This window comes from Paraburkholderia sp. GW821-FHT02A12 (genome assembly GCF_059422005.1).
This window is the reverse complement of the sequence record NZ_JBWKWA010000001.1, coordinates 2,323,714-2,348,830: the sequence shown is the minus strand read 5'-3', so window position 1 is coordinate 2,348,830 and position 25,117 is coordinate 2,323,714. Positions and strand designations below refer to the sequence as shown.

Here is a 25,117-nt window from a genome sequence, read left to right as displayed (position 1 = left end):
ACGTGGAAACCCCGTATCGCTCCCTTCGGGGACAGCAGGCTGCAAGGTCTGCCCATGGTGGTGCGGGCATAGGAACGAGGACAAAGCGAACGCCGGCCTGTAATGGGACGGATAGGGGTTGCAACATCACCTCACGCGAAAGCGGGCAGACTTCCTCATGGTCTCTCTTCACCAGAGAGTTTCCAGAACCATCTTAACGGAGGGAAAGCAAATGAGCGCTGCAACACAGGCGCGTGCGCCTTCTGGCGTGACGTGGGACGGCATCAATTGGGCCAAGGTCCGACGGTACGTAAGAAGGCTGCAGACGCGTATGGTGAAGGCGTCACAGGCCGGCCGCCACAACAAGGCGAAAGCCTTGCAATGGTTGCTGACCCACTCGTTCAGCGGCAAGGCATTAGCCGTGAAGCGGGTGACTGAAAATCAAGGCAGGAACACCCCCGGTGTGGACAAGGTAACGTGGAAAACACCGGCGGCAAAGACCAACGCGATTGCGTCGTTGAAGAGGCGGGGCTACTCGCCCCTTCCGCTTCGGAGAGTGTTGATTCCGAAGAAAAACGGCAAGACGAGGCCGCTCGGCATACCCGTCATGAAGTGCAGAGCCATGCAAGCATTACATTTGCTGGCGCTGGAACCGATTGCGGAAACCACCGCCGATCTGAACTCCTATGGGTTCAGGCCGGAGCGCTCAACCGCTGATGCAGGAGAGCAATGCTTCACTTCTCTTGCGCAAAAGACGAGTGCGGAATGGGTGCTAGAGGCCGACATTCAAGGCTGTTTCGACCAAATCAGTCACGACTGGATGCTCGCCCATATCCCCACGGATAAGGCGATCCTCAAGAAGTGGCTCAAGGCGGGATTCGTGTACCAGAACGAACTCTTCCCGACTGAGGCAGGTGCCCCGCAAGGGGGAATTATCAGCCCTGTCTTGGCTAACATGACGTTGGACGGTCTCGAAGCCAGGCTGGCGGAGAAGTTTCCGAAGGCAAGGCGGGCAGGCTTAAAAATGAACATGGTGCGTTACGCGGACGACTTCATTATTACGGGCAATTCAAAAGAATGGCTGGAACAGGAGGTCAAGGCCGCAGTGGTTGAATTTCTGGCGGAACGCGGGTTAGTCCTATCGCCAGAGAAGACCAGAATAACGCATATCAGGGAGGGGTTTGACTTTCTCGGATGGAACATTCGCAAGTACAACGGCAAGCTGCTCATGAAGCCGTCCAAAGCGAACGTCAAAGCGCATCTTGACAAGATCCGTGAGGTCGTCAAGGCCAACAAGACGGCTAAACAGGCCCACCTGATAAGGCTGCTCAATCCGGTACTACGTGGATGGGCGAATTACCACAGGCATGTAGTCGCCAAGGAAACCTTCGCTCGGGTTGATGACGATGTCTGGTCGATGCTATGGCGATGGGCGGTAAGAAGGCATCCGAACAAGGGAGCCCGCTGGGTTAAGGAAAAATATTTCAAGACCCGAGGTGCCCGGAACTGGGTATTCATCGCCACAGAAAAACAAGAGGATGGAACGCAACGGGAGCTCACCCTGCTACAAGAATCTGATACGCCAATCCAGCGGCATATCAAGATCAGAGCCAACGCCAATCCGCACGACCCAGACTGGAAGCATTACTTCGAGTCCCGATGGGGCACGAAAATGCAGAACTCGTCAAAAGGCCGTGCGAAGCTGTACCGCGTCTGGCTCAGGCAGGACGGCCTGTGTCCTGACTGTCAGGAACCCATCACGACGGGCATCCCTTGGGGTGTTCGTTGTATCGTGAAAAGAACCGAAGGCGGATCGGACGCAGCGAGTAATCTTCAAGTACACCATCCCGATTGCCGTAGAAATCATTAGTCTGCCGAAAATACCGTTGTGAAACCGGGTGTCGCGAGATGCCTTTGCAGAGGCTTGAGCCGTGTGGATCGAAAGACCCATGCACGGTTCTGAGGGGGCTGGACGCGGGTAACCGCGCCCAGCTACCCGACAGTGCCCCTCACACTCCTATTGATCCAGCAATCCGGCCCCGGCGCAGAAGCGCGCTCGCCTCAGCGGCCCCCACCGCCTTGCTGAAATGAAAGCCCTGCGCCTTCGTCGCCCGATTTGTGTCAGCCAGAAACTGACGCTGCTGTTCGGTCTCCACGCCCTGTGCAATCACGCCGAACCCACCCTCGCGTGCAAGGTTGACAATGGCACGGATCGTCGCCGCACTCCCGGGATCGCTGTCGACCCGCTGGATGACTGACCGGGCGATCTTCAGATGACTCACGCCATAGGCGCGGATATAGTCAAACGACGCGTACTCGCTGCCGAAATCGTCGATGGCGATCTTCGCGCCGAACTTACGCAGCGCCTGGAGGACATCGTTATGGGCCCACGCGAGCCGGGTCAGGGTTGCCTCGGTCACGTCGAACTCCAGATCGGACGGGGCAAGCTGCCATTTCATGATGGTTTCGGTCACGTCGCGAATGAACCCCTGAGCGTCCCTGAGTTCGCACAAGGACAGGTTGACCGCGATCATCAGGGGGGCCACCCCTTCGTCGCGCCATGCCCTCATTTGGCGGCAGGCCTCGTCCAGCACCCAGTGCCGAATGTCTGCCATGGTGCCGGTCTGCTCTGCGAGCGGCATGAAAACGCCTGGGGCAAGCAGGCCACGGGTCGGATGGTGCCAGCGCACCAGTCCTTCCATCCCGATGATGTTCCCGGAGGACAGCTCGACCTCGGGCTGGTACTGGAGTTCCAGCTCGCCGCGATCCATTGCGTCTCGCAGATCTTCGGCGAGCGTCATCCGTTCGTGGACCGCCTGATCGAGCCCGTCGGAATCGAAACGATACCGGTTGCCGCCCTCGTCTCGGGCGCGGTGGAATGCCTGGTCAGCCTGGAGGAGCAGCGCGTGCGCGCCGCTGCTTCCCGCACTGTAAGGACAGACGCCGATGCTGGCGGTGATCCGCACGTCGCTGCCGTCGAGGCGACAGGCAGACGCCAGCGCGGTCCCGAGCCTCACCGCAAGAACCCCGGCGTTGGCAGGCTCACCGGCCTCCGCCTGCAATACGGCGAATTCATCGTCACCTACCCGGGCTACCAGGTCGCGTTCGCTCGTACAGGCCATCAAGCGTCGGGCGACTTCTCGAAGCAGCAGGCCGCCGACCCGCGGACCCAGCGTGTCATTGACTGACCCGAAATGATCGAGACCCAGATGGAAGACCGCAAACGGCATCGCGCCACGCTGGGTGGCGGCAAACGCGTGGCTCAGCCGACGCAGGAATGTCGCGCGGTTCGCCAGCCCCGTAAGCGCATCGGTGCCGGCAAGCTGGGTAATTTTTTCGTCCGCCGCCTGCGTTCTGGTCCTGTCGAGGATGATGCCTTCAATTTCGATGAGCCGCCCATCTTTGTCGCGTACCGGGATAAAGCGGTTTTCGACACTACGGTACGCTCCGTCGCCCGTGCGCAGGCGGAACTCGACTGATGCACCGTTGACGCCCCGCTCCAGCACGCCCGCGATGGCCGCCTCAACCCTCGCCCGATCGCGCGGATCAACCAGGTCGTTGACCCAGGCGGGTGAGGCCAGCAACGCGGCACGGTCGTGACCGAGCCTGATGACGTCATGCGATATGTACATGAGCGAAAGCGCAGGCTCGCCTCGCAGGCGGTAAAAGACGACCGGACAGTTTTCGGCGATGATGTTCACCTCGTCGAGTGCCTCGGCTCGTTCCTCGAGCGCCTGCGCGAAGCGGCCCATTCTGGCAGCGGCCGCTCCTGTCGTCCGCCACTTCGCGGCGAACAGGCGCGCCGTCTCGCGGATCTCATCAGGGTTCCATGGCTCGTCCAGAATGAGCAGCCGATCCTCCGACTCCGGGCGCACGCCCAATGCTTCGCGGCAGGCGTCTGCATCCGCGCCAATCAGGGCGAATCTCAGACGCGGGGCCACCTTCATGAGCCGTCTGATCGTCTGAAGGCTGTCCCATCCGGACGACATGCGCATGTTGATGAATGCCATGGCATAGGGCTGGTTCCTCCCAAGCGCACGCATGACCCGCACAAGCGCTTCCCGGCCCGAATGCACGGAATCGATCTGAAACGCCTCGCGTGCAGCTGGCACACCCCCAGACGAGATCGCTTGGGTTGCCGTCAGCGCAGCCTCATTGTCCGGACGACTAGAGAGAATCCTGCACAGGTCCCTCTGGGTCGCCGGGTCGTCATCGACCACCAGAATGCGCCAACTGGCCGCGTCGGTCTGCATAGTCATCCGGGACCTCTCACGGCCTGAATGGCCATGCGCGGGCAGAACCCGCGCGCCGGTCTGTGCCGTCGCGGGCTGCGTGGTGCGGTGCGTCCCGCCCCTTGAAGACCAGTGCTGAACAATATGGGCTGAAACCATGATTCCCCCCCCCGTTCGTTGCGCTGCCGCAATGGACGGCGCGTGTCCCGTGCTCCCGGCCACCATCACGGAACTGGGCAGCGCGGCGGCGCGGCGGCGCTCAAACGTTCGCTCCTCCGTCCGTGTTCCGGGGACGCTGCTCATCGTGCGGCACCGAACCGACATGCTGTCGCGAAAGACCTGACGGCAACGAGCAGTCCTGCGAATTCGCGAAAATTGCCGCGCCTTGCGCCAGGCACAGGCTGTTCGCGCGTGCAATGCGCTGAGATCCCAGGTGTGAAAGCAGCCACGCGGATGCCCAGCGTCCGAAGCCGGGTTGGGTACTTCCGGGGTTTCCGCCCCGCGGAATCCGCCGGTTCTGTCAGACGATTAAAAGTATAGTTGGGCATAGGTGTCTGACAAGTCCAGCTAGCCCCACTGCCTCGCAGCAGCGGTGCGTCTCAGCAACCGTGCACGCTGCTTTAGCCGCACACGGCTGTTGGCCGACTTCGCACGCTGGGCGAAATCCTCGCGTCGTACTGCCCGATACCCCGCCGGCAGGCGAATTGAGGATCGCGGAAAAGATTCGCGCAGCGATCAGTAAATGCGCGAACTGGCCTTGCGAGTGGCCTTTATTTGACGTACTGACAGTTCGGATACTCCGCTACGCTGCTGTCGTGATAGCCCGATGCTGAGGCTGACATGCCCGACCTGAGCCGGCCGGGCAACAGCGGTATTCCGGAGACAGACGTGAACCTGATCGAGATGGCCAGAAAGGCTGGCATGCAGGTCCTGCTGGACGCGCAGATCGGTCGCGAGACCTATCACAGCGTGTGCGGGCCGATTTCTTCATTACAGAGGTTTGCCGAGGAAGTCGTGAAGTCGATGAATCCCGGACAGACCGCGCCAGCCTTTCAGGCGGGCGAGCAGGAGCCGTAGCCCATTGCGCGCCGGCCCGCTACCACGCCCTCTGCGGCAGGGTCCGCCGTAATCCGCCCGGACGGCGCGCGCCGATGGGGACGCCGCGTCAGGTACACAAAGGGGGAGCCCGTTTTCCTTCAGGCCCTGAATGTTGTTGCTGGCGACGATCGCGCGGGTTGGGGGGCTCAAGATCCGTAAATTTGCGCTCTGAAAATCGCTTGGCCAACCGCCAGGACGCCGCCGGTAACCGGCGCCGGGGGCGAACAGGCTCACCGTCCACCCGCCAGGGGCCGCGCGCAAGGCGGAACCCCTGAAAGACCCCCTGAACCGTCTCCAGGTAATAGTCGGCCGCCATGTCGAGCACCGCGCTGTATCCGTCGTAAAAGCGGCGATGCGCTTCAGCCGCCTCGGCGTCCTCGCCGGACACGTCGAAGTAGTCGTTCAGGTGCGAGGCCAGGTGACGTTCCGGATTCACTGTCACGAAGGCAGTGTGCTGCAGAAAACCCGGATAAACGCCGCGTCTCCTGGCAGCCGCGATGCGGGTTACGCCTTGCGTCATCGCTTCGCTGTGTCTCAGTGCGAATCGGTCGTGAACTCGTCTCGGCACTCACGCCATACTTCCGTGGCAGCCCATCAGTTCAGGCGAGGGCATGGCCCCGTAACCCACAGGCGTGAGGTCTTCAGCGGAAGGCCGGGGCGCGGGCCGATGGGTCACCTGGTTTCGCCCACTACCCTTGGCTCCGTACAATGCGGCGTCTGCTGCGTCGACCATCGCCCTGAACTGGCGATAGTCTCCCTGTTCGGAGCACGCGAGACCGATGCTCACCGTCAGCACGCCGTGTGCGCTATCGGCATGCTGTAGTGCCCGTTGCTGGACCGATGCGCGAATCCTTTCGGCGACGTGGGCGGCACCGTGCAGGTCGGTGTCAGGGAGCAGCACGGCGAATTCCTCTCCACCGTAGCGCATCGCCGCATCCCCTGGGCGTTGAAGGCTCGCGTGGATGCATCGGGCGACGGCGGCTAGCGCACCGTCGCCGGCGCCGTGGCCGTAGCGATCGTTAAACCCCTTGAAATGGTCGACGTCGATGACTAGCACCGACAGCGGCCGTCGCTGGCGCCTTGTGCGATCCCACTCGGTTTGCGCCGTGTCGTCGAACGCGCGTCGATTGCCCAGGCCCGTCAGGCTATCGGTGCACGCAAGCGCCTGGAGCTCGTCTTCGAGCGCGAGTCTGTGCTGTAGATGCCGCGACAACGCTATCGCCATCAGGACGATGGCCGCGCCGAGCGTTGCAGCCAGCGAGCCGAAAATCCACGCGCGCGGGCGCCACCCCGCGTAGACTTCCTGTCGCGTGAGCACCACATCCACCATCAACGGCAGGCCGGTGGCGTGCCGAACCACATGCCAGGACCGGACGCCGTCGACGGACGCGGCGCCTGCGACCGTTCCCGCGACAGACCGGCTACCCCGGGTAGTATTCGCTTGCGGGTCCGTCTCGATGATCTTCTTGCCAGACGGGCGCTCTGCCATCGTCGTGCCATCGGCCAGCATCAATAATATCGAGTTGCCTGCGCCGGGATTCACGCTCGCGAGTCGGTGCCGGAATGGGTCCAGTCGCACGAAGCCGACCACTACGCCAGCAAGACTGCCGTCCTGGCGTGGGATCTGGCGGCTCACTGCGATGGTGTCAATGTCGCCCGACGGGTCCGACCGGTACGCGTGACTCAGGTGGAGTCCGGCATTCGCGGACTGACGGGGCGCCCCGAAGTCGTCGCGCCCGGTCAGGTTCGCGATGCGCGCCAGGCCATTTCCCGACTCGGCGATCACTGCGCCCGTTGCGTCCAGAACCACGAACCCGTCCATACCCGTCGAGGCACCGACGCAATCGAACAACACCCGCTGACGCAGTTCGGGCGGCAGCTTGCCCACAGCCGGGTCATTCAGCTTCGCGATGACCGCCTGCAGGCACAGGTCGTCGGTCTCGATGAGCTGCGACGCGTCGTGCTCGACGATGAGCGCGAGGTTGGCGGCCCGCGCAAGCGCATGCCTCGCCGCATCCTCACGTGACTCATTGAGCATCGCTGCGCACAGCACGCAAAGGGCGAACGCCAGACTGACGCCGATGGTGAGGAGACCGACAGGCCCACGTACCGACATGGGTGCTGCCCGCATTGTGAGAGTCCGTTGCATCACGCACCTCTTGTTATGCTTGAGAACCGGGGCTAGAGCAGGACGGATCCGCCGACGCATGCGACGAACACGATGCCGTACACCAGATAGACGGGCAGCTTCAGTTTGCCGAAGGCAACGAGCGCGAAGCCTGCCGTCAGCAGATAGACCGGCTGAAGCGGGATGCGCATGGCGATGTGGAGCACCGCGACGGCGAGAAACGCCGTTGTCACCGCGCGCAATACACGCATCCCGTGTTCGAAGCGCGTGTGTGCCTTCAGGCGCCGCAGATGGCGCTGCGCCAGGACGACGAGGCAACCGGACGGCACAAACAGTGCGAGCGTTGCCACGATGGCGCCGGTCCACCCCTGAATCATGTAGCCGAGGAACGGGATGACGTTCAGAAGCGGACCGGGGGAGATGGGGGATAGCGCGAACGCGAGGTGGAAGTCGCTTTCGGTCACGCCGACAGCCGGCGTGACGAAGAGGCTCTTTAACACGGGCAGTGCGGAGAACCCACCGCCGAACAGTGTCATGCCGGCGCCGGCCAGGCGCGGCCAGAGCAGCGCGCTTTCCCATGGGCCCGGGATCTGAACCGCGAAGAGGGCGAGCATCGCCACGAGCGCCACCACAAGCGGCCATTCTGCGCGCGACATCTTCAGTTTCACGGGGTTGCCGCTGGCGGCGCTTTTCCACCAGCCGAGCAGGAACGCGCTGCCAAGCAGCGCGACGTAGGCCGCCGGATGGTGCGAAAGCGCGAGCACGACGGTCGCTGCGATGGTCGCGCTCCGTTCAAGGCGGCCCTTCACGAGGGTGCGCGTCTGCTTCCACCACGTCACCCCGATCAATGTCGCAAGGACGACGCTGAAATGCGTGAGCAGCGTGGGCGACGCGACTGCGCGGATTGATGGCGACCGGTAGAAGATCGCGAAGAGCGTCATCACGATGACGAATGGCAGCACGCTTGCCGCGCCGGCTACCCATGCGCCACACCGGCCCCGCAACGCGTTGCCGAGTTGCACGGCCACGTTGCAGCCGACCGGGCCCGGCGTCATCCACGCCAGCGCAACGAGGTCGGCATACTCCTGCCGCGAGAGCAGTCCGCGCCGCTCGACATACTGATTTTCAAGTTGCGCCATGAGCGCGAGACCGCCCCACGACACTGACGACAACCCGATTACGATCCAGAAAAGACTCCACAAAGACTCGCCGGCAGGATGAGCAGCTACCTCATCCCTGATCGCTGCCGTTGCTTCGAACGCCGGGGTCGGTTCAATGAGCCGGTTCGAGCGCAGAAGCCGAATGCTCTCGAGAATTCTTGTCATCTTGTTATCATCCTTTAAATTTGCATCACTAAATATATGCAGAACGGAAGAGGCGAAAATGTGCGACTACGGTTGGTGCGGCATCCAACAGACCAGCCACAAAAAATGCGGTAGCCCCTGCCGGCCAGCGTGAACGACATCCCTCTGCCGCGGCGCATCTGGACCAGGTGTGCGTCCGGCTGCAGTGCTGCCGGTCGAAGCGTCCTGTTCATGGGACACTGCGGCACACCGGAAACGCCTTGACTACCGCGCGCTTCCTCTCCTACGCGACAACTGTGCCAGTACCACCTTCTGTGTGGTCGCCGGGGCGCCTGCAACGAAAGGATGAACAGCAACCGGGGAAATCCGTGCGCGGTGTATCAGACGTGAAACCTGAAAGCGGCCGCATAACACGGTTAGGCATGTTGTGTATGTCGGAATGCTAACTAAAAATGATGTTTTAATGTGCTAGCGGCGTAACGGCGCGGTCGGCCGTTTTAACACCGTCGAGCCATGCTCCGTCGTGTGCTACGAGCGAGGGTAAGGGCATCCGCCAGGACGACCACATGACGGAAGCAGTCGTTGTGGTTCGATGAGAAGGGCTTTGCCCGAGATGTTGCAAATTTGTATCTCGAACGCTGATGGAACGGCCTCTATCTGCGAGGCGGCTTTGCGCATTTGCCCGATCCTCTGGCGTTTTCGCGACAAGAGCCTCGAGGGTGTGACGCGACCCGAATCGCACGCTGGGAGCCCAGGCACGCGCGAATCATGTGGTGTCGTGCCCCCCAATGGACTCGGCTCAGTGACTTCAAGCAACGCGCGAGGGTGATGTCTCAGGCGTGAGACTCACCTGGGCGGGATGTTCCAGCGCCTTGCATTTCCCGACAGGGCAGCGTCCGCATCTCTGCATTCGGCGAGATCCGCGCAAAGTCAACCTCGCGGGTGCGCGGGAGAGGGTATACACGCGGTCAACGCGATTCAATGAGGGCCAGTTTGTCGCAGCCGGGGAGATTTTTCGGAATGACACTGCTGCGTGTTTCGCCTCTTTGCGTCAACCGCCCGTCTATGGCGAAATCCACCGAAATTTCCTCATCGATGCTGCTACCCGTAAAGGTCGTCTGCGTGCAACCGTTATTACAGACAGACAAGTTCGCTTGGAACACGATTGCTAAAGAGTACGTAGTTTTTACGAAACTGGACGCGGGTCCGCCGACCAGGCCGGGTATGGCTGGCATCCGTCGTCGCGACGCCGACGGAGCAACGCCTGATGCCAGCAGTGGCCTGGTCGGCCTGCCGTCAGGGAATAAAGGTGATGCCGTGATGCTTCTTGCATACATGAAAATCGGAACCAGATTAACCGTGGGCTTCGGGCTCGTCCTGATGTTGCTGGCCGCGCTACTCGTCGTGGGGCTGACGCGCCTCGCCAGTATCGCCGACAACAACCAGCAGATCGACGAGCACTGGGTCAAGGCGGATGCGGCGCAGATCATCAATGCGCGCACGCGCTGGAACGCAAGGAACACCCTTGAACTCTTCATTGCCAGTGATCCGGCGCACACAGCCAGAATCCAGGCGTCGATCGACGCTAACAGGAAAGCGATCGATGAGGCGATGCAGACGTTGCGTCAACGCGTATCGTCGGCGCAAGGCATGGTGGTGCTGAACAAAGTAGAGGACACCCGCGCCCGCTATGTGATGTCCTTCACGCAGGTGGGAAAGCTGCTCGCGCAAGGGCGACGCGACGAGGCGACCGAGATGGTGCGCAAGGAGACGCTTCCGGCACTGGATGCCTTGCAGGACGAGGTCAGGGCGATGGTCGTGTTCCAGAGGCAGCAGATGGAGGTGGCCGGCGCTCAGGCGCGCCTTGACATTGCCGCCGCGCGCAGGCTCATCGTGGGGTTGGGGACCTTGGCCGTGATGCTCGGCCTCGGCCTCGCGTGGTGGATCACCCGCAGCATTACAAGGCCGTTGGGCGAAGCGGTGCAGGTCGCTCAGGCGGTGGCCTCGGGAGACCTGACCGGTGCGATTGATTTCAGGTCAAGGGACGAAACCGGCTTGCTGATGCAGGCACTCAACGACATGAAAGACAGCCTGGCCCGAACCGTGGGCAAGGTACGGGAGGCGGCTGACTCGGTGGTCACGTCAACCAGCCAGATTTCGGCCGGCAATCTCGACCTGTCCCAGCGCACCGAGCAACAGGCCGCCTCGCTCGAAGAGACCGCCGCGATCATGGACGAGCTGACCGCTACCGCGAAGCAGAATGCCGGGCACGCGCGCGAGGCGGGTCAACTCGCCGGCAACACAGCGGCAATCGCGGTGTGTGGCGGCGACGTCATGAGCGAGGTCGTGCAGACCATGCGCGGTATCACCGACCGCTCGAAGCAGATCAAAGACGTCATTCGCGTGATCGATGAGATCGCCTTCCAGACCAATCTCCTGGCACTGAACGCTGCAGTCGAAGCTGCGCGGGCAGGCGAACAGGGCCGCGGCTTTGCCGTGGTGGCGGCCGAAGTGCGCCGGCTGGCGCAGCGCAGCGCGACCGCGGCGCAGGGGAGCAGGGAGTTGATCGAAGATTCCACACGCCAGGTGGAGCGCGGCTCCCAACTGGTGGAGCAGGCCGGCCGTACGATGGACGAGATTGTCCAGGCGGTTCGCGGCATGAGCGACAGGATGGGTGATATCGCGGCGGCTTCCGCCGAGCAGAGCAGCGGAGTCGAGCAGGTCAATCGCGCGGTTTCGCAGATGGACGAAGTCACACAACAGAATGCGGCACTGGTCGAGGAGGCCGCCGCCGCAGCCGGGTCGCTCGAAGATCAGACGCAGCACCTGAAGGCGGCGGTGTCGGTATTCCGACTGCCGGAAGCGATCGAGGTGAAGGACGGCATCGTACGCGATTACAACCTGAGGATGCCAAAGGACCAGCTCCACGCGGTAGCCGAGAGTGGAGCTTGACGGGAGAGGGTGGGCAGGGGGCGCAATCGCGGCATCGCTCGCGCCGGGCTAAGGCTCGGAACGTCGCGCCGATTCGCGCTTTCCTGTATTGACGACCCGACGCGCCGGCGAATACGGTGCAGTCGACCATGTACGCAGGAGACAGCTGATGCAGCAAACAATTGATTTGAACGTCGATATTGGCGAGGGATTTGAGCACGATACGGCACTGCTGGCTTTCGCCAGTTCGGTCAATATCGCGTGTGGGTGGCATGCCGGTGACGCAACAACGATGCGCCGCGTGACGGATGAAGCGCTGCAGCGCGGCGTCGCGATCGGCGCTCACCCGAGCTTTCCCGACCGCGAGCATTTCGGGCGGGTCGTCATGGATCTTCGTCCCGAAGAGGTCTATGCCGGCGTGCAGTATCAGGTCGGGGCGCTTGCGGCGATTGTCCACGGCCGTGGCGGCCGCCTGACCCATGTCAAGCCTCATGGGGCCCTGTATAACCAGGCTGAGCGGGATCTCAACCTGGCACTGGCGGTTGTGCATGCCGTCCGGGACACTAACGCTCGCCTGGCGGTCTTTGGGCTCGCAGGTGGCCAACTGATCGACGTGGCGCGCGCCATGGGTCTGGCTGCCGTCGAAGAGGGGTTTGCCGACCGGGGATACACGGCGGATGGCAAACTCGTGCCGCGCACGGAGTCGGGGGCGCTGCTGGACAGTGACGCCGAGGCCTGCGAGCAGGCGCTCGTCATGATCCGGGACCAGCGCGTGCGCACGCGCGACGGTACATGGGTGCGAGTGCGTGCGCAGACCCTCTGTCTGCACCGAGACGGGGCGCACGCAGTGACGTTTGCCAGGCAGATTCGTGCCGTACTGGCGGCAGCGGAAATATCGGTTCGCCCATCAACCTGCGCAACGCAAATGATTCCGGAGGTTGAGCTGAGTGATTGAGTTGTTCTGGCGTATCGGCTTGCGTTCGAAGTGGGTTTAATCGCTGTTGTCCACAAATGCCAAAAAGAAAATGCCGTCTGGATGATATGGGTCAAGAAAACAGATAAATTGCCGACAACGGATGGGCGAACCGGTAGAATTCCGGTCGCTCTTTCAGACGCCGGATCTGGAAATGCCAGTTAGCGCCAGACGATCAACGCTGGACTTCAGCCCGGCCTCGCGTACATGCGCGGTGGATTTTCCTGAAGGGCATTGGGGGCAGGATGGAGACCGTGACGAAAAAGAAGAGGGCGCTTCCGTCCCTGGCTGGACGCCTGTGGCGCGGCGGCCTCGCGCCCCAGGCCATTATCTGGGGCGGGATTTTCATCGCGCTTGTCATGGTCTCCCTATGCGCGACGGTGCTGTACCAGGGGCGCCTCGACGCGATGGACCGCGCCCGCGAGACGTCACGCAACCTTGCCCTGATCGCCGAGCGCGACATCGAGCGGAATTTCGAGCTGTACGCGCTATCCCTGCAGGAGGTCGTCGACGGCATGCGCGACCCTGACGTGCTGGCACTGCCGCCCCGTCTGCGGCGACAGGTGCTGTTCGATCGTGCGGCGACTGCCAGATACCTTGAATCGATGCTGGTGCTGGATGCCTCGGGCAACGTCGTCGTTGATTCGGGGAGCGACGTTCCGCGCAAGGGCAATTTTGCCGATCGCAGGTATTTCACGATCCAGCGCGACCATCCGGATGTCGGCCTCTACATCAGCGATCCCTTTCGCTCGCGACTGCGTAACGGCTCGCCGAGCGTCGCGCTGACCCGGCGGCTTTCGCGTCCGGACGGCTCGTTTGCCGGCATCGTGCTGATCGCCGTCGATCTCGAGTATTTCCACACGTTGTTCGCCGGACTGTCCCTTGGGCCGCACGGATCCGTGGCCCTGATCGGCCGGGACGGCATCATGGTCATGCGCCAGCCGTATAACGTGCGCACCATCGGACGCGATATCAGCAAGGCCAGCACGTTCCGGCATTTCAGGTCGGCAGCAGAAGGCAGCTTCTCGGACACTGCGTCGATTGACGGTGTGCGCCGGCTGTATCTATTCAGGAATTTTCCGGATCTGCCGCTGATCATCATGGTGGCCGAGGCGGAGCAGGACATCTATGCGGCGTGGCGGCAGCGCGCGATGACGATCGGCTCGGTGATGGTCGCCTTCGGTCTGGGGTTCGTCGCGCTGTCGTTCATGCTGGGCGCCCAGCTGCGGCGCCGGATGCGTGCCGAATCGGAACTGGAACTGCTCGCGAAAACGGACGGTCTCACCGGGCTGAACAACCGCCGGACGCTGGGCGAGATTCTCGACCAGGAATGGCGCCGGGCCCGCCGCACGCGCAGCATGTTTTCGCTGCTGTTCGTCGACATTGACCGGTTCAAGGCCTACAACGACACGTACGGCCACCAGGCCGGCGACGACGCGCTGGCCGCGGTGGCACGGTGCATCGGCGAGAACATCCGGCGGCCTGGAGACAGTGCGGCGCGCTACGGCGGGGAGGAGTTCGTCGTGGTGCTGCCTGACACCCCACCGGCGGGCGCCGCGCGGATCGCCGAGCAGATCCGCGAGGCGATCAGCGAACTGGCGATCGAGCACGCGGGCAGCGAATACGGGCGCGTCACCGCCAGCATTGGCACGGCCAGCTGGGCACCAGAGCAGGACGGTGATGTGACCGCGGTGATCAAGGCTGCCGACGAGGCGCTGTACACCGCCAAGGCCACCGGCCGGAACAAGGTGTCGCCGTTCGTGCCGGCATGAGCACCCGGTTCCGGACGCCCCGACAGGGTGTTGGACGGTAACTCCGGCATAGACGTTTCAGTGGCTGTGAGAGGAAGCCGAGCGTTGGTGGGCTTCTAGCTAGGGCGGCGTTGTAGCGGCCAATGCTTTTTGGCCGTCTGCGCTCAAAGCGCCGGAGTGTAAACTTTAGGCTACAGCCTACTTCCGTCACTAGGCCGTCCCGGGGCGATTCGTTATCAGGTCGCGCGACGGAGTCCGGTTCTCACGCCCGTAGCGTAGAGATGATTGACACAATACGCACTGCCGTTTAGCTGTCGTTTCTCGCAGTCGTTCCGCATACACTTCGCTTCTGCGTTCTCGCCACGCGACTGGGTAAGGTGCAACTTACGCTGGACCTCATCAGACACTTGCCAAGCGTCGAAGTCCGCGATCTTGACCGCGAACTGGGCCTGATATTTGTCCCATTCGTCGACGGACCAGAGCTGCCCACACGTTGGGCATCGGAGAAGTGCCTTCCAATCTGCAGTATCGATGCGACTAAAGCTCGGAAAGAGTGCCCGCACGGTGCCTTCGATCCTGCAGATTGTGGGCTGCTCGAGGCAATCACATTTCATCTTTCTTTCTATAGTAGTGGCAAGCTTGCGCCCGCATAGCGCATCTCCCGGCAAAGGGGCGGATGATATTGGACGACCGTTATTCGAAGGACTGAAGGACCCCAAGGTTCGGCGACGGAAGTTCGTCGTTCAACGATGCAGAGGCGCCACCCGCGAGGGTGTCATTCGTCTCAGTGCGGCCATCAAGCGACGGTCGCTCACTGCGCATGAATGGCTGGTTCCTTGACCATTTCGGACGATCGCACTACATCAGTGGCAGTCCGGCCGCCAACTGATAGAGCGCTGAAGCGCCAGGCCTCCGACGAGGCGCCGGGGGCCGAGCGGAACAGATCATCGCGCAGTGCCTGCACTTTTCATAGGGATGCCGCTCGGGTGCGGATTCGCGTCACTCATGTCCTCGGGCAGCAAGTTACCGTCAGCAAGACTTTCATCGGCCTGCGCGGTGGCCGGGTAACGCTCCGGATAGAAATGACGCTCCGCAACCTGCGCATCGAACGTATGCGACCACTTTGCAATCACGACCGTAGCAAGGCTGTTACCGATCGTGTTGCAGGTGGCGATCGCCATTGACATGAAGCGGTAGACACCGAAGATCACCGCGACCCCTTCAACAGGCAGGATGCCGGTCGACGCCACCGTCGCAGCAAACACCACAAACGATCCGCCCGACACCGTGGCCGCGCCCTTGGAGGTCAACAGCATCAACAGGAGTAGGCCCACCTGATGCTGTAGCGTAATTGGCACGCCATACGCGTGAGCAATGAACAGCACGCCCATCGACATGAACAGGGACGTCCCGTCAAGGTTGAATGCATAACCCGTCGGCAGCACGAGCCCGACAGTCTGCTTCGCGCAGCCAAGCCGCTCGAGTTTGATCAGAAGACGCGGCAGCGCGCTCTCCGACGACGCAGTACCCAGCACGATGAAGATCTCGTCCTTGATATAGCGCAGGAAGCGCCACAGACTGAAACCTGCCACCTTCGCGATGATCCCCATTACCACGGCGATGAACAGGATTACGACCGCATAGAAACTGAAAACGAGCTGGGCAAGCGCAATCAGCACAGCAGTACCGTTGCTACCCACCGAATAAGCGACGGCGCCGAAGGTGCCGAGCGGCGCAAACTTCATCACCAGGTTGATGAACGAGAACAGGACTTCGGAAACCAGATCGAGTCCCTCGTTGATCCTGACGCGGCGGCGTTCAGGAATCGCAAGTATCCCGATACCGACCATCACAGCCAGCACCACCACCTGCAGCAGTTCTCCCTTCACGAAGGCGCCGATGAAGTTGTCCGGCACGATGTGCATGACAAACGCGACGAAGCCTTGTGACTCCATCTTTGCAACCACCGGCGGTGCCGCTCCAACTGCGACGGCCGTCATGCCTTTTCCGGTTTGCAGCAGGTTGCCCGCCAGCAGGCCGACCATCAAGGCAATGGTCGATACCACTTCGAAATAGACGATCGAGCGCCATCCTACGCGGCCCGCGCTCTTGACGTCACCCGCCGACGCGATGCCATGCACGATGGTGAGAAACACCAGCGGCGCAACACCGGCCTTGATAAGCGACAGAAAGATGTCGCCCAGTACCTTAAGCTGTCCACCAGCTTTTGGGAAGATCAGACCAACGGCAATCCCGAGGACCAGCCCGACCAGAACCTGTATGCCCAGCTTGCGGTACCACGGCAGCCTTCTGGGCGGCGGAACGTCCGGCGTTTCGTTTAATGCGATATCGTTGTTCATGATGTGTGCTCCTCCACGCCTTTCACTCAGATGCCGCTGGACAATTCGACGGCGCGATCAACCATGTGCGGCGCGAGGCCGAGATAGTTGGCTGGATCGGTCATTCGATCGATCGCCGCGCGGTCGAAGTGCGTGGTGACTTCGGGCAGCGCCGCTAGCGCTTCGGCGAGCGTGCCGCCTTTCTCGTTCACGGTACGGCAGGCGTCGTAGACGATATCGTGAGCCTGTTGGCGGCCGGTGAACGGCGCCATTCCCATCATGACCGCCTCCGCGACGATCAATCCCCTGGTGATGCCCAGGTTATGTTTCATGCGTTCGGTGTCGACGATCAAGCCGCCGAGCGCGAACTTCGCCTGATGCAGCGCGCCAGCCGAAAGGATGAAGCTCTCGGGAATCGCGATCCATTCCGCGTGCCATGGGCCCGTGGCGCGCTCGAAATCCTGGATCATCGCGTCGACCATCAGCCCCGCGTGCTGACGCACCGCTTTCGCCGCGGCAAGCATCAGTTCGCTGGAAATCGGATTGCGTTTTTGCGGCATGGTGCTGCTCGCTCCGCGCCCCTTGACGAACGGCTCGTACACTTCGGCGAACTCCGTCGACGCCATGATCATGATGTCCAGCGCGATCTTGCCGAGCGAGCCAGTCACGAGCGCGAGCAGGTTGACCGCTTCGGCGAAACCGTCGCGTGCCACGTGCCACGTGGTTGCGGGTACGCCGAGCTTCAATTCATCGGCGAGCGCCTTCTGAACCTCGAAACCTTTGTCACCGAGCGAGGCCAGCGTGCCCGCGGCCCCTGCGAATTCGACGACGGCCACCCTCGGACGCAGCTCGGCGAGGCGTTGCTGATGCCGGTCGAACATCGCCAGCCAGATCGCGACCTTGTAGCCAAACGTGACGGGCAACGCCTGCTGCAAGTGTGTGCGGCCCGCCATCGGCGTATCGCGGTGTTTCTTTGCAAGATCGACCAGAATCGCGCGCAGTTCGCGTATGTCGCTGTCGATCACATCGAGCGCATCGCGCACCTGCAGCGAGACCGCCGTATCCATGATGTCCTGTGTCGTCGCGCCCCAATGGACGTAGCGGCCCGCTTCGCCGCACATGCCGACGAGTTGGTGAACGAGCGGCAGAATCGGATAACCCACAATGCCTGTCTCCTCGCGCATGTGATCGAAATCGATCCGCTCGATCGTCGATTCACGGGCGATCACTTCCGCCGCGTCGGCCGGAATCACGCCGACGCGCGCTTCAGCCTTGGCCAGCGCCACTTCCACTTCGATATAGCGCTGCACGAGCGCGTAATCGGAGAACAGCGCACGCATCTTCGCCGTGCCGAAGGCGTCGCGGAACAGGATTGAATCGACCACCGTGCTGGCCATGGGGATAGTGCGGCTCGTCATGACGACCTCTGGAAAGTGCAGGAAACCGGTTTTAAAAAGGGGCGGAGTCATTCGCTAAATCAGCGATATGTCCGGACATAAACAAATTAATATGTCCGGACATGTTGAGCAAGCTATGATTTACCCTGGCCTCTGATAAATCGACTGCATCGCCACCCAAATGAACAGACCGCACTTCGCTGACATCGCTCGCGACTTGACTCAGGGCATTGCGTCCGGCCGCTATCCGGTCGGCTCGTATCTGCCCACCGAACTTGAACTGCGCGACCACTATCAGACGAGCCGGCATACGGTTCGCGCAGCACTGCACGAATTGCAGCAGTTGGGGTTCGTGTCGCGGCGCAAGAACGCGGGAACGCGCGTCGAATCGGCGCAGCCGAAGAACGAGTTTCGGCCGTCGCTCGCATCGGTGGACGATCTCGTGCAGTTCGGCTCCGAGCACTTGCGTCTGGTGCAATCGACGGAGGAGATCTTCGCAAGCGGCAAGCTCGCCAAGACGCTGAAATGTGCAGACGGTGCGCGATGGCTGCGCGTGTCGAGCCTGCGCATCGACGGCGACAGAGAGAGTCCGCCAGTCGGTTGGACCGACGTGTATATCGACCCGGCTTATACGGAAGTCGCAGAGGCTGCGCGAGCTCAACCGGATACGCTGATCAGTTCGTTAATCGAAGCGCGCTATGGTCGCTGCATCGCGGAGATCCAGCAGGACGTGCACGCCGCTCTGATTTCGCAGGAGATGGCGGAAAGGCTGAAAGTCGCGAAGGGGACTGCGGCGCTTGAGATTGTGCGGCGCTATCTCGACTCCGCGGGGGAAACCTTCGAGGTGTCGATTAGCGTCCATCCAGCTGAACGCTTCTCGGTTTCGATGCGACTGAAGCGCTCCGACGCTTAGCCCCCGCAGGGGTTATAGGGGCGGCGTAGGTGGACCAATCGACCGCATTTTGCGGCCAATTGGCTGCTTCGTTCCAAACCCGACCGACAGCAACGCTTAAGACAATCGACCCTCGGTGTCCGCTATGTGCGTCATTGCTGACGGTAGAAATGTCTTCATGAAGGGCAGGTGTGGGTCGGCTACGGCCGGCCGCGTTCGGCGGCAGTCGGCCAGGAGTGGACGTTCTGGTATTCGACGCTGACCGGTGGCGCACAGACGGGGCACTTTCCGTGAGCACGGCGTCGGTTATTGCATTGCGCCTTTGTTCAGGTAGCCCCGATTCTTACATTCGAAGGAAATTCCTTTCTCCGCGACGCCCCCTCCGAGGGGGCGAATCCACTGGAGGGGCTGGGTGGTCTGCGCGGTGGTGCGTAGATCTTCGTCTGAGAAAAGCAGATAGTTATTAATGTAGCTATGTTGGCGTGGTACGAATTGCAATCTTCTTGATCCTCCCGCGCGCACGAATCGTTCGAGTCACTTGAAGGCTACTAGCGGACCGCAGCGCTGCGCTACCTCTCGCCACAGAAACAATGAGCGCTGTTTGTGTAGGCTAGAGAATGTCGCGCGAAGATTGCGACGGCGTGTACGCCTTAGCCCACTTCCCAACTTCCTGTGCCGCGCCAGGGACCGTAACGCCTGGTCGACACGACTCTATGCGGGGACGCCATGGAAGATGAAAAAGACGGACGAACCCCACAGCGAATACCGAGGCACCTGTGGGCGATGTTGCGAGAGCGGGTTAGCGAATGGTTCATTGGGGGCGTCCTCTTGGCAATCACCGGCTTCGCGCCGCAGGAATTCATCGCTCGACTAATCCGCTATATTGCGGCGCCAGAGAGGGTGGAGCATTTGTCGCGCTTGGCGCTCGATGCCCGGCCGGTGATTGTCTTTGTTGGAATCGCAATCATTGTGGCTGATGCGCTGTATCGGAACCGGCACCGACCGGTCACTGCTGTCCCAGGAAGGCCGCCGCTCACCGAGGATGGACCGGGGCGTTTGCAACCTAACGGCAGGGCGCTGGTGGAAAGCGAACCGAGTGAACGGGAAGCATTACCGCTCCCAAATAATCCATGGCCATCGGAGGGGCGAGTGATACTGGTCGTGCTTCCGTTCGAAAGTCTTGGTGGCGGCGACAAATATGATTACTTCAGTGAGGGCTTAACTGAGGATATGATCACCCAACTTGCCCGGCTCAGCCCGGAGCGCCTGGGTGTAATCGCCCGGACTTCGGCGATGCGCTACAAATCCACGACCAAGACCGTTCATCAGATCGGCCAAGACCTCGGGGTTTCCCACGTGCTTGAGGGAAGCGTCCGGCGTGCCGGAGATCGGGTACGGGTTGCGGCGCAGCTCATCCGGGTAAGCGACGAAACGCACCTTTGGGCCGAGACCTACGAGGGGAACCGACATGACATCCTGGCACTCCAGATCGAGGTGGCCAAGGCAATTGCCCGCGAAATTGAGATCAAGCTCACGCCGCACGAGCAAGGGCGTTTAGACCGTACTCCTGCCATTGATGCGCAGGCGCACGAAGCGTATCTCAAGGGGCGTCACTTCTTGTCCAAGCGCACCGAAGAAGGAATGCGAAAGAGCATTGAGTATTTTCAGCTCGCTATTGGACACCAGCCGAACTTTGCGGCCGCCTATGACGGAGTGGCCGATGCTTACACGATGCTTGCATGTCGCGGCGTGAGCCCTGCGCGCGAAACGTTTCATAAAGCAAAAATGGCAGCCAGGAAAGCGCTGCAGATTGAACCTGATTTGGGTGAGGCTTATGCGTCACTGGCCCATGTGCGTTTGCACGATTGGGATTGGGTCGATCTGGAACAGGATTTTCTGCGCGCCATTGAACTGAATCCAGGACACGCGATCGCCTATTATTGGTACGCGGAATATCTCATGATGGCAGGCAGAGCCGAAGAAGCCATTGCCAGGGTCAGGCAGTCCCAACAGATGGATCCGTTGAATTCAGTGCTGAATTCATCTGTTGCCATCATCTTGTACCTTGCTCGGCGATACGACCAGGCACGGGACGAACTCCGTAAAGCCCTGGAAATCGATCCAAACCACTTTCTGCTTCACTTCAGGCTGGGATTGGTTTACCAGCAACAGAAGTTGTTCGATGACGCAATCGAGGAGATGCAGAAGGCTGTAACGCTTTCCGGGAGGAGCACAGAGGCGCTGACGGGGCTGTCCCAGACCTACGCTGCCGCCGACATGAGAGCGGCCATGCAGCAGATCGTGGATGCGCTGGAGACGGAATCCGAAAAGCACTACGTCCACCCCTACAACATGGCGAAAGTGTTTGGTTCGCTCGGGGACAAAGAGCAGACCTTCGGCTGGCTGGAAAAAGCCTACGATGAGCACAGTCCTGACTTCATTGAGCTCAGGACAGAACCTACCTTCGACAGCGCTCGCTTCGATCCCAGATTCTCTGAACTGCTATCCCGCGTCGGGTTCAACCAGATCTGAAGGACGACGCTCTGTGATGGGCGCCAGGGCAAGTGGTTGCGCATTACTCCGGCTGCAGTCGCTGAATCAGCGTCTCCCCCTAACGCTGTCGCGTCGGCGGGGGGGGGGAATGGCTGGAGCCATGAGCGCATCCGACTGTAGCCAGAATTGACCTAGCCTCACCTAGAGCGGCCTATAAATGCGTTGAAAGCGGCCGGGGCTGGTATGAGTCGGAGCGAGGCTAAAGGGGTGGCCATTGCAGTTTTGCTGGCGACAATCATCATGTCGAGGTCCTGCTCTCGATTGCCTTATGCATGGGCTCATACGCGCTGGCAGAACTGCTTCACTTCTCAGGGCCCATTGCCGTTGTGGTTGACGGGCTGTTTCTGGGCAATGAAGGATGGAAGACGGCATTCTCGGAACAGACTCGCCAGTACCTGACAGTGTTTTGGGAGGTGATCGACGATATTCTGGATGGCGTGCTCTTTCTCCTGATCGGCCTGGAGATGATCGCGATCAAGGCCGCTGGCTCATATCTGCTGCTCGGACTGATCGGTATCGAATGCGTGCTGCTTGGTCGTGCGATCAGTGTGGCGATTCCGATCTGGACGATCCGCGCGCGTTTCGAGTTTCCGGCAGGCACGATCCCGCTGCTGATCTGGGGCGGGCTTCGAGGCGCCCTGTCGATCGCGCTGGCGCTATTGCTGCCGGCGGGTCCGGAGCGTGAGCTGATCCTCACCGCGACCTACGTGATCGTCATTTTTTCCATACTCGTGCAAGGAACGACCTTCGGGCGTGTCCTCAGAAGGGCTATGCCCGCTATGAGCGAGATGCCTGTGCGCAAGTAAGAAACTCCACGGAACGCTCCGCTTTCCTCCATCCCTCGATCGCCCGTCGCCGTGAACAGGATGCTGCTTGAGCTGCCCGGATCAGGCCCTGGGGGTTCGCGCGCGCCTAGGGATCGAACGGCTCATATTTGCTCTACAGCCGCCGATCGAAAATGCTGTTTGACCGGCTCCTTTGGGTCGAAAGCGGGTGTTAAGCGTCAGCGCCAGAATTCGGTGAGCTGATCGGCAAGGGCTCTGCCTTGGTTGTAACCGGCTTGAGCGGCGGGCGGACGCGTCGACAGATCCATCATGTTGACACCGAACGCGCTGAGCGAGTCGCCGTCCGGGAAGATCGTCTCGACTCTGCTGTTGCCCGCGCGGAGTTCGTCGACCTGTGCAGCAAGGTGCATGCCCCACTCCAGCGGATGCCGTGATCTGCCACCGAAGGGTGACAGCACCAGCACCCGCGCGTATCCGGCTGCCAGATCGGCATTCTCGTTGCGTCGGTAGCCGCCGTCGATGTATCGGTTGTCGCCGATGCTGTAGGGAGGGACACCGAAGCCGTTGGAAGTGCTGGCGGCGACGGCGTCCACGAGGTCGACTCCGCTGTGGCGGTCGAACACGACCGGTTCACCGGTATGGGCATCGACCGCCGTGATGAGCAACGGCCGTTCCGGCCAGCGCTGACTGGGCAGCCGAGCGGCGACGACAGCGCGCCACCGCGTTTGCCCGGAGCCGTCCGACGCCGCGTCCATTTCAAGCGCCGCCGCACCCATTCTGCGGCGCATGTCGGCCGCATCCTCAGCGGCGGCGATGATTCGGCTCGTTATCTCCATATGGTTCGCCGCCGGTCCAATGGGAACGCCTCCACCCTCGGGTCCGCTCGGACCAGTCCGTTGCTGGGATGCAGCGGAAAGGATGGCGGCAAGCAGTTCGGTCGGGGTCGCGCTAGTGATCTGGGCCGCGGCAGTCGATCCAGCCGACGTCCCGATGATCAAATCGGCCTCGGTCACATCCAACCCGGCATCGAACAGGCCGGCGACGACGCCGATCTCCCACGCATTGCCGGCCGATCCACCACCATGGAGGACCAACGCTCGCTCACGTCTGGTTTCCATGTCACCCCCTGTATGGATTGATCCGATCAAGTCGATGATTTTTGCCTGCTGGTCAAGAATGTCCGCTTCATTGGGTCAAAAGCGGACCTTTTCAGAATATAGCCTGTGGGGCATGACAGCAGCAGGCCACCCGCCCCTGGTCTGCACCAGCAGGGTGTTCAGTGCTCGCCGGAATCAATGTTCAGTCTGACCGGAATCCGCATCTGACGATCGAGACGAACTGGTTACCGTAGGCGCCGTGTTGCTTTGCTTGTCGGTTCGGCGCGACTATTCCCGAAAAGAGTAAGTCGCTGGTCAGCGTTTGCGAATAGATGCTTCATGTCAACATTGATCACCGACCAAAGCCTGGTTCGGTTGGCGGCGACGGGCAGTACGCGGCCACTTTCAGGCGCACGAGAAAGGAATACGAACGTCCGGTCGCAGGGCAACAAGAGACGTTCGTCGATGAGCTTTTCGAGCGCTACACGATCAAGATCGGAGGATGAGGACTTTGCGGCGACCCAGTGCGCTTTAAATGCTTCAAGTTAGCGCCCCGCCTTGAGTTGTGTCCACAGCCTGTTTTCAAGGCGCAGGATATCGGCTGGCAAAGGCAATGACAGTGTGAGCGATTTCATCTTTTCACCGCGGGGGTAGACCGCTTCGTTATCGAGGATGGCCGGCTTCACATAAGTGCGGGCAGCAGCGTTAGCGTTTGGATAGAAAACCTGATTGGTGATCGCCGCGCTAATCTTGGGCTGAAGGATGTAATTGATCCATTGCATTGCGGCTTCCGGGTGAGGCGCATCTTTGGGAACACCCATCAGATCGAACCACAGCACGCCATCGCCTTTAGGAATGACGTATCGAATCTCATAGGGCCGATGCGCCTCTTCTGCACGCCGCTTCGCGATCCCGACGTCGCCCGACCATGCTAGGGCGATGCAGACATCGTTATTGGCGAGATCGTTGATGTAGCCGGAAGAATTGAACTGGGTAATATAGGGGCGAATTGTTTTGAGCAGCTTGTACACGGCTTGGTAATCAGCGGGGTTGGTGCTATTGGAATCCTTATGCAGGTAGATCAGCCCAACCGAGAATGCGTCCTCTGCAGAGTCGAGCACGGAAACGCCGCAGGTTTTCAGCTTCGAAACGTATTGCGGATCGAACAGCAGGTCCCAGCTATCGTAGGGTGCGTCCTTGCCTAGTATCTGCGTTACTTTCGTAACGTTGTAGCCGATACCGTCCGTTCCCCATGACCATGGCACGGTGTATTGATTGCCCGGATCGGCTGACGCAAGCATCTTCATGAGTACGGGATCCAGATTGGCCAGGTTTGGAATCTTGCTCTTGTCGAGCTTCCGATAGACGCCCGCTTCGATCTGCTTGCCTGCATAGCTGGACGATGGCACCACCACGTCATAGCCCGATGAACCGCTTAGCAATTTTGCCTGCAAGGTGTCGTCGCCGTCATAGACGTCGTATCGCGTGTGAATGCCAGTTTCCTTTTCGAACCCCGAGACGGTGTCGTCGGCGATATTGTCCGACCAGTTGTAGACATTCAGCTCTTCGGCTTGAACATGGTTTGTGGTCGCAGCCAGCATCCCCCCAGTTGCGAGGATTCCAGTGACGACAGTGATGAGATAGCGGGGTGTCATAGC

At 61.1% G+C, this 25,117-nt stretch carries 14 protein-coding genes and 2 pseudogenes; 8 read left to right on the top strand and 8 right to left on the bottom strand.

Annotated features, from left to right (window positions below; translation table 11 throughout):
- Nucleotides 1-211: 211 nt before the first annotated feature.
- On the top strand, nt 212-1,849 hold the full coding sequence (ltrA, locus tag AC07WT_RS10565; RefSeq protein WP_494946153.1) for a group II intron reverse transcriptase/maturase: 1,638 nt from the start codon (nt 212-214) through the stop codon (nt 1,847-1,849).
- A gap of 139 nt (nt 1,850-1,988) precedes the next feature.
- Here the strand turns inward: ltrA and AC07WT_RS10560 are convergent, their stop codons facing one another.
- The gene (locus AC07WT_RS10560) at nt 1,989-4,232 is read right to left on the bottom strand and encodes a GGDEF/EAL domain-containing response regulator (protein ID WP_494947053.1); all 2,244 of its coding nucleotides are present in this window, start codon (nt 4,230-4,232) and stop codon (nt 1,989-1,991) included.
- A gap of 819 nt (nt 4,233-5,051) precedes the next feature.
- Between AC07WT_RS10560 and AC07WT_RS10555 the strand changes: the two genes are divergently transcribed.
- Nucleotides 5,052-5,288 carry a hypothetical protein gene (locus AC07WT_RS10555; RefSeq protein WP_492594533.1) on the top strand — a complete coding sequence of 79 codons (237 nt, stop codon included), beginning with the start codon at nt 5,052-5,054 and terminating at the stop codon, nt 5,286-5,288.
- Between the two features lie 235 nt (nt 5,289-5,523).
- Here the strand turns inward: AC07WT_RS10555 and AC07WT_RS10550 are convergent.
- The 3 genes and pseudogenes from AC07WT_RS10550 to AC07WT_RS10540 form a co-directional block, all read right to left on the bottom strand.
- A pseudogene (locus tag AC07WT_RS10550) lies at nt 5,524-5,877 on the bottom strand (hypothetical protein); the annotation flags it as partial.
- A complete protein-coding gene (locus AC07WT_RS10545; protein ID WP_494947052.1) occupies nt 5,878-7,440 on the bottom strand; it encodes a sensor domain-containing diguanylate cyclase in 1,563 nt (520 codons plus the stop codon).
- 50 nt (nt 7,441-7,490) lie between these two features.
- Nucleotides 7,491-8,762 (bottom strand): chromate transporter, encoded by a 1,272-nt coding sequence (locus AC07WT_RS10540; protein ID WP_494947051.1) that lies wholly within the window; start codon nt 8,760-8,762, stop codon nt 7,491-7,493.
- 999 nt (nt 8,763-9,761) lie between these two features.
- Here AC07WT_RS10540 and AC07WT_RS10535 point away from each other — a divergent pair.
- From AC07WT_RS10535 to AC07WT_RS10525, 3 genes are all read left to right on the top strand, one after another.
- Nucleotides 9,762-11,693, top strand: a complete 1,932-nt coding sequence (locus tag AC07WT_RS10535; RefSeq protein ID WP_494947050.1) for a methyl-accepting chemotaxis protein — start codon at nt 9,762-9,764, stop codon at nt 11,691-11,693.
- 148 nt (nt 11,694-11,841) lie between these two features.
- On the top strand, nt 11,842-12,627 hold the full coding sequence (pxpA, locus tag AC07WT_RS10530) for a 5-oxoprolinase subunit PxpA (protein ID WP_494947049.1): 786 nt from the start codon (nt 11,842-11,844) through the stop codon (nt 12,625-12,627).
- A gap of 263 nt (nt 12,628-12,890) precedes the next feature.
- On the top strand, nt 12,891-14,417 hold the full coding sequence (locus AC07WT_RS10525; RefSeq protein ID WP_494947048.1) for a sensor domain-containing diguanylate cyclase: 1,527 nt from the start codon (nt 12,891-12,893) through the stop codon (nt 14,415-14,417).
- Nucleotides 14,418-15,340: 923 nt separating this feature from the next.
- On the opposite strand, the gene AC07WT_RS10520 is transcribed toward AC07WT_RS10525, so the two are convergent.
- Both AC07WT_RS10520 and AC07WT_RS10515 read right to left on the bottom strand, forming a co-directional pair.
- Nucleotides 15,341-16,756 carry a cation:dicarboxylate symporter family transporter gene (locus AC07WT_RS10520; protein WP_494947047.1) on the bottom strand — a complete coding sequence of 472 codons (1,416 nt, stop codon included), beginning with the start codon at nt 16,754-16,756 and terminating at the stop codon, nt 15,341-15,343.
- Between the two features lie 26 nt (nt 16,757-16,782).
- On the bottom strand, nt 16,783-18,153 hold the full coding sequence (locus AC07WT_RS10515; RefSeq protein ID WP_494947046.1) for a class-II fumarase/aspartase family protein: 1,371 nt from the start codon (nt 18,151-18,153) through the stop codon (nt 16,783-16,785).
- Between the two features lie 160 nt (nt 18,154-18,313).
- On the opposite strand from AC07WT_RS10515, the gene AC07WT_RS10510 reads away from it, so the two are divergent.
- From AC07WT_RS10510 to AC07WT_RS10500, 3 genes and pseudogenes are all read left to right on the top strand, one after another.
- On the top strand, nt 18,314-19,045 hold the full coding sequence (locus tag AC07WT_RS10510) for a GntR family transcriptional regulator (protein ID WP_492594542.1): 732 nt from the start codon (nt 18,314-18,316) through the stop codon (nt 19,043-19,045).
- 705 nt (nt 19,046-19,750) lie between these two features.
- Nucleotides 19,751-21,556 carry a TPR end-of-group domain-containing protein gene (locus tag AC07WT_RS10505; protein ID WP_494947045.1) on the top strand — a complete coding sequence of 602 codons (1,806 nt, stop codon included), beginning with the start codon at nt 19,751-19,753 and terminating at the stop codon, nt 21,554-21,556.
- Between the two features lie 260 nt (nt 21,557-21,816).
- Nucleotides 21,817-22,383, top strand: a pseudogene (locus AC07WT_RS10500) (cation:proton antiporter domain-containing protein); the annotation flags it as partial.
- A 197-nt stretch (nt 22,384-22,580) separates the two neighbouring features.
- On the opposite strand, the gene AC07WT_RS10495 reads toward AC07WT_RS10500, so the two are convergent.
- Both AC07WT_RS10495 and AC07WT_RS10490 read right to left on the bottom strand, forming a co-directional pair.
- Nucleotides 22,581-23,480, bottom strand: coding sequence for a patatin-like phospholipase family protein (locus AC07WT_RS10495; protein ID WP_494947044.1), 900 nt, complete (start codon nt 23,478-23,480; stop codon nt 22,581-22,583).
- Nucleotides 23,481-24,004: 524 nt separating this feature from the next.
- On the bottom strand, nt 24,005-25,114 hold the full coding sequence (locus tag AC07WT_RS10490) for a polyamine ABC transporter substrate-binding protein (RefSeq protein ID WP_494947043.1): 1,110 nt from the start codon (nt 25,112-25,114) through the stop codon (nt 24,005-24,007).
- Nucleotides 25,115-25,117: the final 3 nt, after the last annotated feature.